Origin of the sequence: Candidatus Formimonas warabiya, from assembly GCF_002777255.1 — a bacterium.
Lineage (GTDB): Bacteria > Bacillota > Dehalobacteriia > Dehalobacteriales > Dehalobacteriaceae > Formimonas > Formimonas warabiya.
In genome coordinates, this window is sequence record NZ_CP017634.1 from 5,541,894 (window position 1) to 5,556,022 (window position 14,129).

General features: G+C 45.5%; 7 protein-coding genes. 4 read left to right on the plus strand and 3 right to left on the minus strand.

Translation table 11 applies throughout. The features are described from left to right. Positions 1 to 24: 24 nt before the first annotated feature. Positions 25 to 4,548: a S8 family serine peptidase gene (locus DCMF_RS25045; protein ID WP_214658891.1), complete on the minus strand. Its 4,524-nt coding sequence runs from the start codon at positions 4,546 to 4,548 to the stop codon at positions 25 to 27. A gap of 1,030 nt (positions 4,549 to 5,578) precedes the next feature. Here DCMF_RS25045 and feoB point away from each other — a divergent pair. After that, a complete protein-coding gene (gene feoB / locus DCMF_RS25050) occupies positions 5,579 to 7,858 on the plus strand; it encodes a ferrous iron transport protein B (protein WP_148136960.1) in 2,280 nt (759 codons plus the stop codon). Positions 7,859 to 7,904: 46 nt separating this feature from the next. Here the strand turns inward: feoB and DCMF_RS25055 are convergent, their stop codons facing one another. Together DCMF_RS25055 and DCMF_RS25060 are read right to left on the minus strand one after the other, a co-directional pair. Further along, positions 7,905 to 10,022: a heavy metal translocating P-type ATPase gene (locus DCMF_RS25055; protein WP_148136961.1), complete on the minus strand. Its 2,118-nt coding sequence runs from the start codon at positions 10,020 to 10,022 to the stop codon at positions 7,905 to 7,907. A 35-nt stretch (positions 10,023 to 10,057) separates the two neighbouring features. Beyond that, positions 10,058 to 10,423, minus strand: coding sequence for an ArsR/SmtB family transcription factor (locus tag DCMF_RS25060; RefSeq protein WP_148136962.1), 366 nt, complete (start codon positions 10,421 to 10,423; stop codon positions 10,058 to 10,060). A 330-nt stretch (positions 10,424 to 10,753) separates the two neighbouring features. Between DCMF_RS25060 and cbiQ the strand changes: the two genes are divergently transcribed. The 3 genes from cbiQ to cbiM all read left to right on the plus strand — a co-directional run bounded on the left by cbiQ (position 10,754) and on the right by cbiM (position 13,824). Further along, complete coding sequence (gene cbiQ, locus DCMF_RS25065) at positions 10,754 to 11,698, plus strand: cobalt ECF transporter T component CbiQ (protein WP_236860369.1); 945 nt, start codon at positions 10,754 to 10,756, stop codon at positions 11,696 to 11,698. Beyond that, positions 11,691 to 12,494, plus strand: a complete 804-nt coding sequence (locus DCMF_RS25070) for an energy-coupling factor ABC transporter ATP-binding protein (RefSeq protein ID WP_148136964.1) — start codon at positions 11,691 to 11,693, stop codon at positions 12,492 to 12,494. The genes cbiQ and DCMF_RS25070 overlap by 8 nt, the downstream gene beginning before the upstream one ends. Positions 12,495 to 12,777: 283 nt before the next feature. Next, a complete protein-coding gene (cbiM, locus tag DCMF_RS25075; protein WP_148136965.1) occupies positions 12,778 to 13,824 on the plus strand; it encodes a cobalt transporter CbiM in 1,047 nt (348 codons plus the stop codon). Positions 13,825 to 14,129 lie beyond the last annotated feature (305 nt).

The following is a 14,129-nucleotide window of genomic DNA, read 5'->3' on the forward strand; positions in this document are numbered from 1 at the left end:
AAAATCACCCCAAAATAAGGCGGTTTAATATGCTAGTTCCTCCAAAAACGCCTTAATTGCCACGGCGGCCTCTGCTCTCGTGGTATTCGCTTTTGGGGCGAATCTTTGATCAGAGTAGCCGTGCAAAATACCAATATTTTGCGCAGCATTAACGTCCTTTTTTGCCCAGTCGCTGATGCTGGCATCATCGGTAAACCTGGTTGCAGCCTCCTCATGAATAGCCTTTCCGCCATTTTTTTCATACACGCGCATCATGATAGAAGCCATTTCCTCTCTGGTTATCGGCGCATTGGGTACAAATGTGTCTTTTGTTTTACCATGCACTATAGCACTTGCATATGCTTTGGCAATATCCTCGGCATACCAGGCGTCAGAAGGTACATCCTGGAACACCGTACCTGCCCCATCATTTTCCAGATCAAAGGCTTTTACCAGCATGGATACAAATTCCGCCCGGGTCACTTTATTCTGAGGATAAAAATTGCCCTTGAAACCTGTTACAAAGCCCCGGTCTGCCATCCATTCAATGTCCATTTTAGCCCAACTGTTTTCGATATCTCCAAATACCGTTTTCTTTTCCATGATGATATATTGGGAAAAATGGGAAACTGAGAAAGTGAATTGTCCTAAACCAGTACTCTTGCCGCCCACATAGTCCCAACTCTTACTATCGCTACGATAGCAATAAGCGCCCAGTCTGGCCGGATTGGCTACTCTGTCGGCATCATAAGCAAGAGTTATCTCAATAGGACTGCTAAATTCTTTCATCAATGCGTTTCCATGATAAAAGTTAATTTCGTATGCTTTGCTGACAGAATTCTCCAAACCCAGGATCTCTTTTTTCTCCGGGTGTACCGTTATTCTTAGATTGTTGCCCTGTGTATCCAGAGCCTCTGCCGGAATGGAAAATACAAAATCATTGCCTTTAATGGTCCAAGCTATCTTCTTTGTGCTGGTTTCCTTTAAAATTTCCCCCGGTATTTCTATTACCCAATCCCTTGTATTTACTGAGGGAATAGAGGCATCGATCAATAGAGAATTATTTTTCACCGTATTTAATATTTTAGGTTGAACTTTTACGGTGGCACTGCAGGAGCCATCCGGATTATTTTCCAACTGGACAATTCTGTCCCCTGAATCCGCACTGTCTGCCCCGGAACCACCGCCAGAGCCCCCGCCGGAACCACCACCCGGATTTTCTCCCGGATCGTCACCAGGATCTTCTCCCGGATTTTCGCCTGGATTCTCACCCGGATCTTCAGGGGGACCATTATCTCCATTAATCACCAGGGTATAATTACCACCTGCCAGTGTTCCCGGCAAATACTCGCCAAAGTTAGATATCTTTAAAACATAGTCTCCTTCTTCCAAAGGTGTCGTCAAACTGTTGCCATTATAAAGGTTGTCATTAATCAAGACCTTCAACAATTGATTTTCCTGACCACTCTTCCGGTACAAATCCACGTGGCAATAGATATCGCATTTTACCCGAAAAACAAATGGTCCTTCTTTTTTGACCGTAAATTTAAAGGTATCCTCATCTTCAAAATAGTCTAGCGTACCCACCTTTTTTACATTTACCGCTATGGGATTATCTATGCCTGGATAGTCATCCTGAACATCTTCCTTTTTGATCATGGCCATCTGGATCAGCGCCGGCAAATTTTTCAAATCTAAAGAAGAAGCCCCGGCTGATGTCGCTTTCATACCTGCTACGTTATATACCCCATAACCGGAATAGATCGACGCCGGATCATGAATCTCATTGATGTATTCAATCTTTACGGAAGCGCCTGACGGGGCGGGAATGATATAGACCCAGTCCTTTATTTCACTAGTTGAGCCATCCTCTTGATAATTCTCTCTCATATTCATATAGCATCCGCCGTTGTTATTGGTAATCGCTATACCGACTCTGGACTGGGCGGGAAGATCCATTTTGACCTTTACCACAGGAGTTTCCACAATCCTCAGGGTACTTAAAATATCAGGTATATCCTGTCCTTTAATTCGAATATAGTACTCTCCTTCCGGCACACTTTCCGTTCCCCAGGCAAATGATTGATACATATTTCTATTGACATATTGTTTACTGCTTAATATCTTCCCACCGCTGTCCTCAAGGGGAGTCAGGTTTCCCACCCCGTCTTTTGTAAATATTTCCAGGCTTAGCAGCTCACTGGAGGTATTGACCGGGTCATCGCTGACGCTTAAAAACTGGAGGCTATAGCCCTTTTTGTTCTGACCGGCGGTATCAATCTTAAACCATCTGCTTTGTCCATAATGTTTAAAGGTGACATCACTGGCCTCTCCCCCCAGGACAAGGGGAGAAGCATGGGCGCCAATATCCTGCAGAAAATCCTCATCCCGGATCAAAGCAGCCACAATCTCGCCAGGTTCCGGAGAATTCACCGTGACCACAGGATTATGCTCATTACCCCCGATGGGCTCATTCATTAAGTAATAATCCAAGGTATAGTCCTCTAGCCAATCCGGCAGGATATAATTAAATTTATAGTCGCCATAGGGCAATTCAACGGTTGCGGTAAAAGTTTTCCCATCATCCGGTCTCACTTGTGCGTCGGCCGTACCCAGATAGTCGTACTTATTCCCCCCGGCAGTGTCCCTGCAATAGATATCGATGCCGATCTTTTCAGGAATCACCCCATGATCCGGAATGGTAATCACAAATTTTTGCCTAGCCAGACCCCCTACTTTTACAATCACCTTCTGTGACTGAAAATGGCTTTGCGTGCTTTCTACTTGCAACCCAATCTGGTCTCCCACAGAGTATTGGCTTAAATCAACGGGTACTTCTGCCCTTCCTCCGGAAAGTGTAAATGATTTTTTAATTTCATTCCCGTCTGCCGCCACATATCCTTGGCTTTCGGAATATCTTACCCGGCGGTATGTCAATGTCCCCTGGTCCTCGGCAGTGGTATCCGTGCTGCCAACCTCATTTTGGGCACGGATTTCTATCGTACTTTCCCCTTTGATCAAGGTCTTTCCGGGATCAAGGACAAACTGTTTAAATCTTACAGGCTGGGAATTTTTGATCCCATCATTATTTAAAATCTTCATTTGTACGGTGGAATCTTTTTGGATCCTTCCTTTTTCATCAAAATATTGATAATCCTGTGCACAAGTATTGTCGATTATTTCTTGGAACAACGTCCTCCCTTTCAGGCCCATGTCCTGTGCTTTCAGCAATGCCGCCATTCCGGTGACAAAAGGAGCGGCCATGGACGTCCCCATGAGATATTCATACCTGTCCGCTCTATTGTCATCCCGATAGGTACTGACAATATTCATCCCGGGGGCATGGACAATTCTTGCCGATAAATCCGGATTAAAGGAGGCAAAATCTGTTTCCACAAATTCTCCCTCCACACACTGAAAAGCCGATACGGCCAAAACACCTTCGCAGCCCCCGGGATAGAGAATATTTCTTTTATCATATTCATTGCCGGTGGAAGCAACGACCAATACATTCTTTGATACGGCATAATCAATAACCTCTTGCATAGCCCTGCTGTCTCCATCCGTGCCCATGCTGAGATTGATGATATCCGCCCCGTTATTTACCGCATAAAGTATGCCGTTTAATACATCAATCAGATTACCTTGTCCCTCGCTGTTTAAAACACGGATCGGCATAATCTTCGCGCCGCCTGCCACACCGGCAATCCCTTTGCCGTTATTGGCAATTCCGGCGGCAATCCCGGCCACATGAGTGCCATGTCCCTCACCATCCTCGGGATCCTGATCGTTGTTCACAAAATCATAGCCTGGGACGATCCTATCTTCCAGATCTTCATGATTTAACTGGACTCCGCTGTCTACAACAGCAATGGTCACATGGGAAAGGTTTTGCTGCACGATGTCTTTATCCCATTGTTCTAAGGCATCGACGGCATCTAGTCCCCACTGCAAATTCCCGCAATAATAGGGATCATTATACTCCAATGCACTTCCGCTCCCCAGAGCAAAGAAGCGCAGCATTGGTTCCGCGTACTCTACCGCCTCGGAGCTTTCAAGGGCAGAAATAACCGCATCTATTTTTTTCTTAGAAGAGATTTCTACGCCCAGATATGGAGAAGCCGTCGGTACATCCATCTTGACAACTTCAGCATCACAATTTTCCACTTGATAAACGATTTCGGAAACTGCTGATTCCCGGATTGCAGATAAACTTTTCAATCCCTTATTTTCTAATGGAACATTTTTGTACTTCACCAGTATCTGATCGGAAATGATGCTTTTTTCTCCTTGAATGCTTGGAACATCTTGAATAACAGGGGGTAAGGGATCCTCATTCTCCTCTATTTGGCTTTCATAGGGAAATCTTTCTTGTCCCAAATCAAAAGAATCCAAATTATACGGTTCCCACAGGCAAATGTTTTTTTGGGCAATCGCATCTTTTTTAATATTTACTGCTGTATCTGCATTAGCACCGGCTGGTAGCACAGAAGTCCATAGAAATACAAGTGCAATTAAAAAAGACATGCGTTTATTTAATCTTTTTAAATTTTTTTTTCTCTCCAACATAATCCTCCCCATTAAATTCCTTTCCTTGTTTAGACAAAAAATAAAATCCCTCACCTCTTTCTTTATTTAAGTTTTCCTCCTTTCTTTATTTTTGTTTATTCTTTTTGCACAGAACAAAAGTATTATGATACTTTTGTTCCCATAACAACGTTGTTTTTATGTTTTTCGCTTTAAAAACAAAAAACCATGAAAATAACGGGTATACAAAAATACCCTTACCTTCATGGTAATACGTTCTGCTATTCTTCAATTTTAGCAATGTAAACCTTCTTGATTTACATTTTAAACATTTCAACTTTACAACATAATATAATGTTAAGGATGATGGGCAGTTCTTCTGCTTCTATAGGCATTTTCAAATGCATTTTAGCCAATTTTTCAAAGCCTAAGCATATATCTCCTGGTTACACGCAGTTTTAAATTTTTCCAAAGAAAAGTTGGCAAAGTTCATCTGCCAACAAGCTTGCATTGCCATAAGTTCAGGCTAAGATTTATAAAAAATCATCCTTTATAGAAATAAAAATGGGATATCATTCCATTCATATTTCAATTCATTATAATTTAATTTGCTAGTTAGTGTCAAGTTATTGTAAATGTAAAAAGTTGATCCTCTCTAGGTGGTGTTGTCACAATCATTGAGATCAGTCTTTCTCTTCTTCATTTGACACAAAATGTTCAAATGACTGTGACAAAACTGACATAATTGCCAGATAGAATATAAACATGGAAATAAAATGAAACCACTGAGGAAAGGGAAAATTGTCATTGGCTTGAAGCATAAGACATTTCCAAAATCACAACTGCAGCAGCAGTTTTTACATAAATTTTTACTCTCTATTCTCCTCTCCCCTAGAACCGGAACTTGATCCGGTTTTTTCTTTTTTCCTGCCGGAACCCCCCGGGTGCTTGCGGGTAGAGAAGCCTAAAATTTATTCCTATATGATTAGCACTTAAAGCTTTAGCCACATATATTGGTTTTGGGAAATAATCTTAACCGCAACTAAAACAAATGGGAGAGGAGAGTTTTCAAATGGGTTTAACCAGTCAATCAACAGGAGTAAGTGTTTTAAACAACTCCTTTGATGTCAGGACCACCGGTAACGAACTGGTTATAGCACTGGGCGGAAATCCCAACGTGGGAAAGAGTACGGTTTTTAACAGTTTAACGGGACTTAACCAGCACACGGGAAACTGGCCGGGTAAAACCGTCATCAATGCCCAAGGCAGGTGCAGATTTAAGGAGCAGCAATTTACCCTCGTCGATATTCCAGGCACATATTCCCTGATGTCAAATTCTGTGGAGGAGGAGATTGCCAGAGATTTCGTCTGCTTCGGTAAACCGGATACGACCGTAGTGGTAACTGATGCTACCTGCCTGGAAAGAAATCTGAACCTGGTCCTGCAAATACTGGAAATTACCGATCGGGTTGTGGTATGTGTCAATCTCATGGATGAAGCGCACCGGAAAAAAATTAAAATTGATCTCACGGAGCTTTCAAGGCAACTGGGCGTACCGGTAATCGGCACCAGTGCCAGAAGCAAAAAGGGCCTCAATGGCCTCATGGATGCGGTCTATAGCGTAGCGCAAAAACAGCTTAAGACCACTCCCTTAGAAATCACTTATGACCCATTGATAGAACAGGCGGTTCAAATGATTGAGCCTGACGTAGCAAAGCTGGTCGGTAATGAAATAAACAGCCGCTGGGTGTCTCTGAAACTTCTGGATGGGGAAAAGTCCATTTTACGCTCTTTAGAGAATTATCTGGGGTTTCACCTGGCTACTTGGCGTAAGTCTCCCACTTCTTTAAGCGGGAGTTCAACGCCAAGTACGCCATGCATGTGCAGTTCTATAAATTCAGAGGGAGTAGAGTCTTCCTCTGAATTAAGAACTTGCTTCAATCCGGCAGTTGAAGAAACCCTTGCTGCTTCGCTGACAAGGGCAAAAGAGTTCTTACAGAAAAATAACATTGACTCAGACCGGTTTAGGGATCTGGTGGTATCCACGATTGTGCATAAAGCGGAAGAAATCTGCCGTGATAAGGTGGTTGTTTTTGAAGACCGGGGCTTTAACAAATGGGACCGCAAAATCGACAGCATCCTTACCTCCAGAGTTTTTGGCATCCCGATCATGGTATGCCTGCTGGGGATCGTGTTTTGGCTTACGATTGCCGGGGCCAATGTACCCTCGGAGATGATCGCTACCTTCCTGTTTTGGGTGGAAGGACATCTCACCGCGTTTTTTTTCAGTATCCATGCGCCGGCATGGCTGCACGGCCTTCTTGTCACGGGTGTGTACCGGACTTTAGCCTGGGTCGTTTCTGTCATGCTCCCGCCCATGGCGATTTTCTTCCCTATGTTTACCCTGTTGGAAGACTTAGGGTACCTGCCTCGTGTGGCATTTAACCTGGATGGTTTTTTCAAACGGGCATGTGCCCACGGAAAACAGGCGTTAACCATGTGCATGGGTTTCGGATGCAATGCGGCCGGTGTTATTGGCTGCCGGATTATTGATTCCCCCAGGGAACGACTTATCGCCACCATCACCAACAACTTTGTTCCTTGCAACGGCCGTTTCCCCACTCTGATTGCCGTATCATCAATCTTTTTAGGAGGGATAGTCTCTCAGCCTTATCGCTCTTTCGTATCTACATTCGCTATGGTGGCCGTCGTCTTGCTGGGCGTATTTATGACGCTGGTGATCTCTAAGATTCTCTCGAAAACGATCTTAAAAGGAATGCCCTCTTCTTTTACCCTGGAACTTCCTCCCTACAGAAAACCTCAGTTGGGACGGATTTTAGTCCGGTCCATTCTTGACAGGACCCTGTTTGTTTTAGCCCGGGCAGTTTGTGTGGCGGCGCCTGCCGGACTGGTGATCTGGGGTATGGCAAACATACAGGTAGGAGGAGTCACCCTTCTGGTCCACTGTGCCAATTTCCTTCAGCCCTTTGCCCAGCTCATTGGGCTGGACGGATATATCCTGATGGCATTTATCCTGGGCCTGCCGGCCAATGAAATTGTCGTGCCCATCATCATCATGAGTTACTTAGCTGCCGGTAGCATGCTGGAATTAGACAGTCTGGAGGAACTGAGAACCCTTCTGGTTTCACACGGCTGGACCTGGTTAACAGGGGTTTGCGTGATGCTGTTCTCTTTGATGCATTATCCCTGCGGCACGACGCTATGGACGATCAAAAAAGAAACCCAGAGTATGAAATGGGCCTTTGTTTCTTTCCTGGTGCCGACCATTACCGGGATCATCGTATGCTTTGTTGTGGCTCAACTAGTAAGGGGGTTAGGATTGGCTTTTTGATTTGTTTCAACCTGAAATTGGGTATTTTACGGGGTCAGGCTGGTATTTAAGCCTGACCCCGTATGGCCCGCATAGCGTTTAAAACGGCCAGCAGGGCTACGCCTACATCGGCAAAGACCGCTTCCCACATGGTGGCCAATCCGCCGGCGCCCAGAATCAGCACGATCCCTTTGATGCTTAAGGCGAGAATAATATTCTGCCAGACAATATTCCGGGTCTTCTTGGCTATTTTAATGGCTTCGGCCAGTTTGGACGGTTCATCGGTCATCAGGACGATGTCGGCAGCTTCGATGGCGGCGTCGGAACCCAGGCCGCCCATCGCGACGCCAATATCGGCTCGTGCCAGTACCGGTGCGTCGTTGATACCATCTCCCACAAATACCAGGTTGCCTCCTGACCGGCTTTTTCCCGTGAGATGCTCCAGTTGATGTACCTTTTGATCGGGAAGCAGTTCGGCATAGATTTCATCCAATGCTAATTCCTTTCCGATCTGCTCTCCTACTCTTTTACTGTCTCCCGTAAGCATGACAAGTTTTTTTACCCCCAGGTCTCTTAGGGCTTTCACCGCTTTTAGACTATCTGATTTGATCTCATCGGCGATGACAATATACCCGGCATATGCTCCGTCTACGGCCAGATGAACGATGGTGCCCGGAATTTCAGGGTCTTCATAGAGAATATTCTCCTGTTCCATGAGCCGGTCATTCCCGGCCAGAACAGCTCTGCCTTCCATGGTTACTTTGGTCCCATGGCCGGAAATTTCCTCATAGCCTGAAATCCTTCGGGCGTCGATTTCCCGGCCAAAAGCTCTTTGAATGGAAAGAGCGATGGGATGGTTGGAATAGCTTTCCGCATAGGCGGCGTATTCCAGAAGATCGGCGTTGGTGAGCTCACCTTTGTTCACCACCTGAGTGACCTGAAAGACTCCTTTGGTGAGCGTGCCGGTTTTATCAAATACGACCGTATCTACTTTGTTTAGGGCTTCCAGATAGTTTCCCCCTTTGATGAGGATGCCCCGCCTGGATGCGCCGCCGATGCCGCCGAAAAAGCCCAGAGGAATGGATACGACGAGAGCGCAGGGGCAGGATACCACCAGAAATACCAGCGCCCTGTTGATCCACTGGGTGAAGGACGCCCCTGGAATAAAGAGGGGAGGCAGGAAGGCCAGCAAGACGGCGGTACCCACCACGAAAGGGGTATAGTAACGGGCAAATTTGGTAATGAAATTTTCCGTAGGCGCTTTTTTGCTGCCTGCGTTTTGCACCATTTCCAGGATTTTGGCAACGGTGGAGTCACTGTATCTTTTTGTGACTTCCACAGTGAGGAGGCCGTTTTTGTTCACGGCACCGGATAGCACCAGGCTCCCTCTTTCCACATCCTGGGGGATTGATTCCCCGGTGAGGGAAGAGGTGTCCAGGGAGGAGGTACCTTCCCGGACCTGGCCGTCTAAAGGGACCTTTTCTCCCGGTTTGACCAGAATCAGGTCGCCAATACTTACCTCTTCGGGGGATACCTTGCGGATTTCGCTGCCTATTTTCAGGTTGGCATAGTCGGGGCGGATATCCATCAAAGCGGCGATGGACTGCCGGGACCGGTTAACAGCCAGATCCTGAAAGAATTCCCCGACTTGATAGAACAGCATCACGGCAGCCCCTTCCGGGTATTCGCCGATGGCAAAAGCACCCAGGGAAGCAAGGGACATGAGAAAATTTTCATCAAGAATCCGGCCCTGGGTGATATTTTTCCCGGCCTTCAGCAATATGTCGCCGCCAACAAGGAGAAAACTGACCAGATAAAGGGCAAATTCCCCCTGGCTTGGTAAAGAAAAAAGAATGGCCATGAGGAAGAAAAAAGCCCCAGTGCCGATGCGTATGATTTTTTTGACATTTGAAGGCTGGGCGGGCAGAAGATCTTCTTTCTGAGCCTCTCTCTTTTCCATTACTTTCACATGGGGCTCCAATTCTTTGACGATTTTATTGGTACCGGATAGGATGGCCTGGAGATCTGATCCTTCTCCTCCCTGGATGGTCAGGGTCTGAGTGGCAAAATTCAGGGAAGCGGAAGCAACTCCTGCCATATTGTTAACCTGTTGCTCAATTTTTAAGGCGCAGTGGGCGCAGTCCAAACCTTCCAAAATAAGTTCTTTTTTTAATCCGTTGATCATCTTTCATCCTCTCCCTGCTCTTTCTTGGTGCGATGTTATTTTTCGTTGATATGGGTTAAGCCCTGATCAAATATTTGTTTTACGTGTTCGTCATCCAGGGAATAATAGACGACTTTGCCCTCCTTCCGGTATTTGACCAGCCGGGCCTGTTTCAGGACCCGCAGCTGGTGGGAAATTGCTGAGTGGGTCATGCTTAAGAGAGCGGCAATATCGCACACACACATATCTGATTCGGCTAAAGCCCAGAGAATGCGAATCCTTGTGGTGTCGCCAAAGACTTTAAAAAGTTCGGCCAGGTCATAGAGGCTTTCTTCCGGAGGCATTTTTTTCTGTACGGAGGCAATAATGTCCTCGTGGATAACGGTGCAGTCGCACTTTTCGATACCGTATTTGTCAACCATTCTCATCTGGCTCCTTTCCTTTAAATATAAAACATACATATGAACAAATGATCATATATGATGATAATATTATACGCCCGGGCCAAAGAACCTGTCAATAAATATATGAAAAAATGTTCATATGTTTATTTTATTTTAAGTGTGAAACGGAAGAAGGAATATGGAAATCATCATGGAATATAATAAAAATAACGGTGTCAGGAAGGCACTTTTTGGGGCGAGATTGAAAAAGACAGTTTCATCGATTAAAATAAGGCCACGGAGGTCTAGCTTAATCAGCGAAGCGACTTCGTGGTTTTTTGTTGAGAGGGGATAAGGCCGGTGAAATCGATGGACCAGATTCCGGAGTGGTTGTTAAGTCAGAAAGAAATGGGCATGTGCCCTTGTGGCTGCATGGGAAAAAGAAAAAAAGTCAACTTCTTGGAAAAAACCATGGATGATATGGCCAATTTTGTGAAAGAGGTCATTTTTTCTGAAGAAGTAGCCTTGAGAAAAGGTTTTCTGCAAAGAATTGACCCCAGAATGAAAGTGATTACCATGCTTTTATTGATTTTAACGGCTGCATTTATGCACAACATATTTGTTTTGAGCATGCTATATTTGTTGAGCTGCGTTTTGGCCCTGTGTTCTGCGATCCCTCTTAAATTGTATTTAAAAAGGGTCTGGTTGGTCATCCCTTTGTTTACTGGAATTATGGTGCTCCCTTCTTTGTTTAACTATGTTCGTCCGGGAGACAGTTTGGTCACCTTGATTGATTTTGGTCATCAAGTGCATGTGGGGCCCTTTCTTTTTCCGGCAGAGCTGTCTATTACGAAACAAGGACTGGGGGGAGCGGCCTTGCTCATCATGCGTGTAGGCTTATCCGTTTCTTTGGCTGTCTTGCTGACCTTAACCACCAGGTGGACAAATCTCCTGAAAGCTTTAAGGGTGCTGGCTGTGCCGAAAATTTTTATCATGACGCTGGAAATGACCTATCGCTATATTTTTGTGTTGATCAATATTACTTCCGATCTGTTTATCGCCAGAAAGAGCCGAACCATCGGGAAAATCAGCACCCAGGAAGGGCGCAAGTTTGTCTCCCATACCATGGGCAGCCTATTTGGCAAAAGCTATGCGTTGAGCGAGGAAGTGTATAACGCCATGCTTTCTCGAGGCTTCACCGGCGAACCCAAAATTCTCTCTCGTTTTCGTTTGACCCTGTTGGATTTTCAATGGCTGGTCCTGGTTTTGATCTGTATCTTAGCAGCTTTTGGAGGTGAAATTGCCCTTGGATAGGAACATCATCATAGAGTTAAGGAATGTGTCTTTTCAATATTCTGAGGGAAACCCTGTGCTCAAAGATATCAACTTAGATATTTATCAGGGTGAGAAATTAGTGATTTTAGGCGCCAACGGATCGGGTAAATCTACGCTGCAAAAGATCCTCAATGGGTTGATCTTCCCGCAGAAAGGCAGTTACAAGGCCTTTGGGCAGCTTGTCACCCAAGAAACTTTAAATGATGCCCAGTTTTCCCAGGCCTTTCGGCAGCGCATGGGCTTTGTTTTTCAGAACTCGGATGCCCAGCTATTTTCGGCTAACGTGTGGGAGGAAGTGGCCTTTGGTCCTTTACAAATGAACTTGACCATCGATGAGGTGAAAAAGCGTACCCAGGAAGTGCTGAGTATGCTGGGGCTGGATCCTTTGCAGGACAGGCCGCCCTATAAGCTGAGCGGGGGAGAAAAGAAAAAGGTGGCCATTGCCTCAATTTTATCCATGAATCCGGAAATATTAATCCTTGATGAACCGACCAGCGGACTTGATCCCCGTACCCAGCGCTGGCTGATCAACCTGCTTGGGCAACTGAACCAAGGGGGAAAAACCATCATTACCTGCACCCACAACCTGGATATCGTGGAGGAAATTGCGGACAGGGTGATCGTCTTCAACGAGGAGCACCAAATTGTGGCGCACGGGGATCCCCAAGAGATTCTAGGGGATAAAAAATTGCTGCTTTCCGTGAACCTGATTGATGAATATTATCACCGTCATGCCCATGAATCGGAACACCGGCATTACCATAGCCATGAATGAAAAACCAGATGACAAAATATTAAACATAAGAATGACAAAAAATTCCTTGTCGATACCCAAAATATCAAGTATAATAAATTACGTTGATACCACGAAGGTATCAGGAGTCAATCGTTTTTTTAAAAACAAATAAATAAGAGTGGATAACGTACCAAGAAGGTTCGTTTCTTGAAGAACAAGAAGCCCTGAGGTACGTTTTTATTTTTTTTTTTGAGAGGAGGCCGGATGTTTTCTTGTAATCATTTTATCATTTATTAGTATGTAAAATTTGGGAGGGATCGATATGCATATTCCGGACGGATATTTAAGTCCGCAGACTTGTTTAACACTGGGCGCGGCAATGATTCCCGTATGGGCGACTGCTGCTACCAAACTAAAAAAGACCTTAAAGGAAAAACAGGTGCCCCTTTTGGCTATCGGAGCGGCATTTTCTTTTACCATTATGATGTATAACGTGCCGATCCCGGACGGCACAACGGCCCACGCCGTAGGCGCCACCTTAATGGCGATCACGTTGGGACCTTGGGCGGCAACAGTGGGTGTGACCATCGCACTTATTATTCAAGCTTTTTTCTTTGGGGATGGCGGGATTCTGGCCATCGGCGCAAACACTTTCAATATGGCATTTGTCATGCCCCTGGTGGGCTATTATATTTACCGTCTCATATCCGGCAATTCAGAGGTGACTTCAAGCCGGAGAGTTGTCGCGGCTGTGATTGCCGGATATGTGTCCATCAATATCGCCGCATTAGTGGCCGGTTTTGAATTTGGCATTCAACCGACCCTGTTTCATGCCGCCGACGGCACTCCCCTATACGCCCCTTATACCCTAGGTCAGGCTTTGCCCGCGATGGCTTTTGCCCATATGCTGATTGCCGGCCCCATCGAAGGGGTTGTGACCGGACTTGTCGTCAAATATTTGCAAAGTGCCAATCCCGGCTTATTGCAAATGTATCCTGTCCGGACCTCAACAGATGCTGCTCCAGGGACTGCTCCGAGTTATAAAAAATTGTGGTATGGCCTGATTGGATTGATGATCTTTGCTCCTCTGGGTTTGCTGGCTTCCGGAACAGCCTGGGGTGAATGGTCGGGGGAAGAAATGCAAGGTTTATTAGGGTTTATTCCTCAAGGGATGGCCAAATATGCGGATATCTGGACGGCGGCGTTGCCCGATTACTCCATCCCCGGTTTTGAGGGAACCTTTATGCAATCTGCGTTAGCCTATATTGTCTCAGCCATTGTGGGACTCCTCTTAATTCTGCTTATTACTTCGCTGATCGGCTGGTGGCAAAAAAGAAATGTGAAGAGTACGCAACCCGCCAGTAAGTAGTCGGCAGGTTGAAGGCCATTCTTAAATAAGTTCAAAAGCACGAATCGTAAATAAGGAAAAATAATTGAACCACGAAGGTTCTTTGTTCTGTGCAGGAATAATGGAGCCTTTGTGGTTTTTTATTGATGCTCTTGAAATCATCAAAAGGGAGCACATGTAACATGCTCGTAAAAAGGATGAAAGTGGCAAAAATTATGTATACATGGATACATGGATAAACAGAATAGTTTTATCAAGGCGGACCGGGTACATGTTATCACCCTCGGCACATGCCGAGAGGATATAAAACAATAAGGAGGAGATCG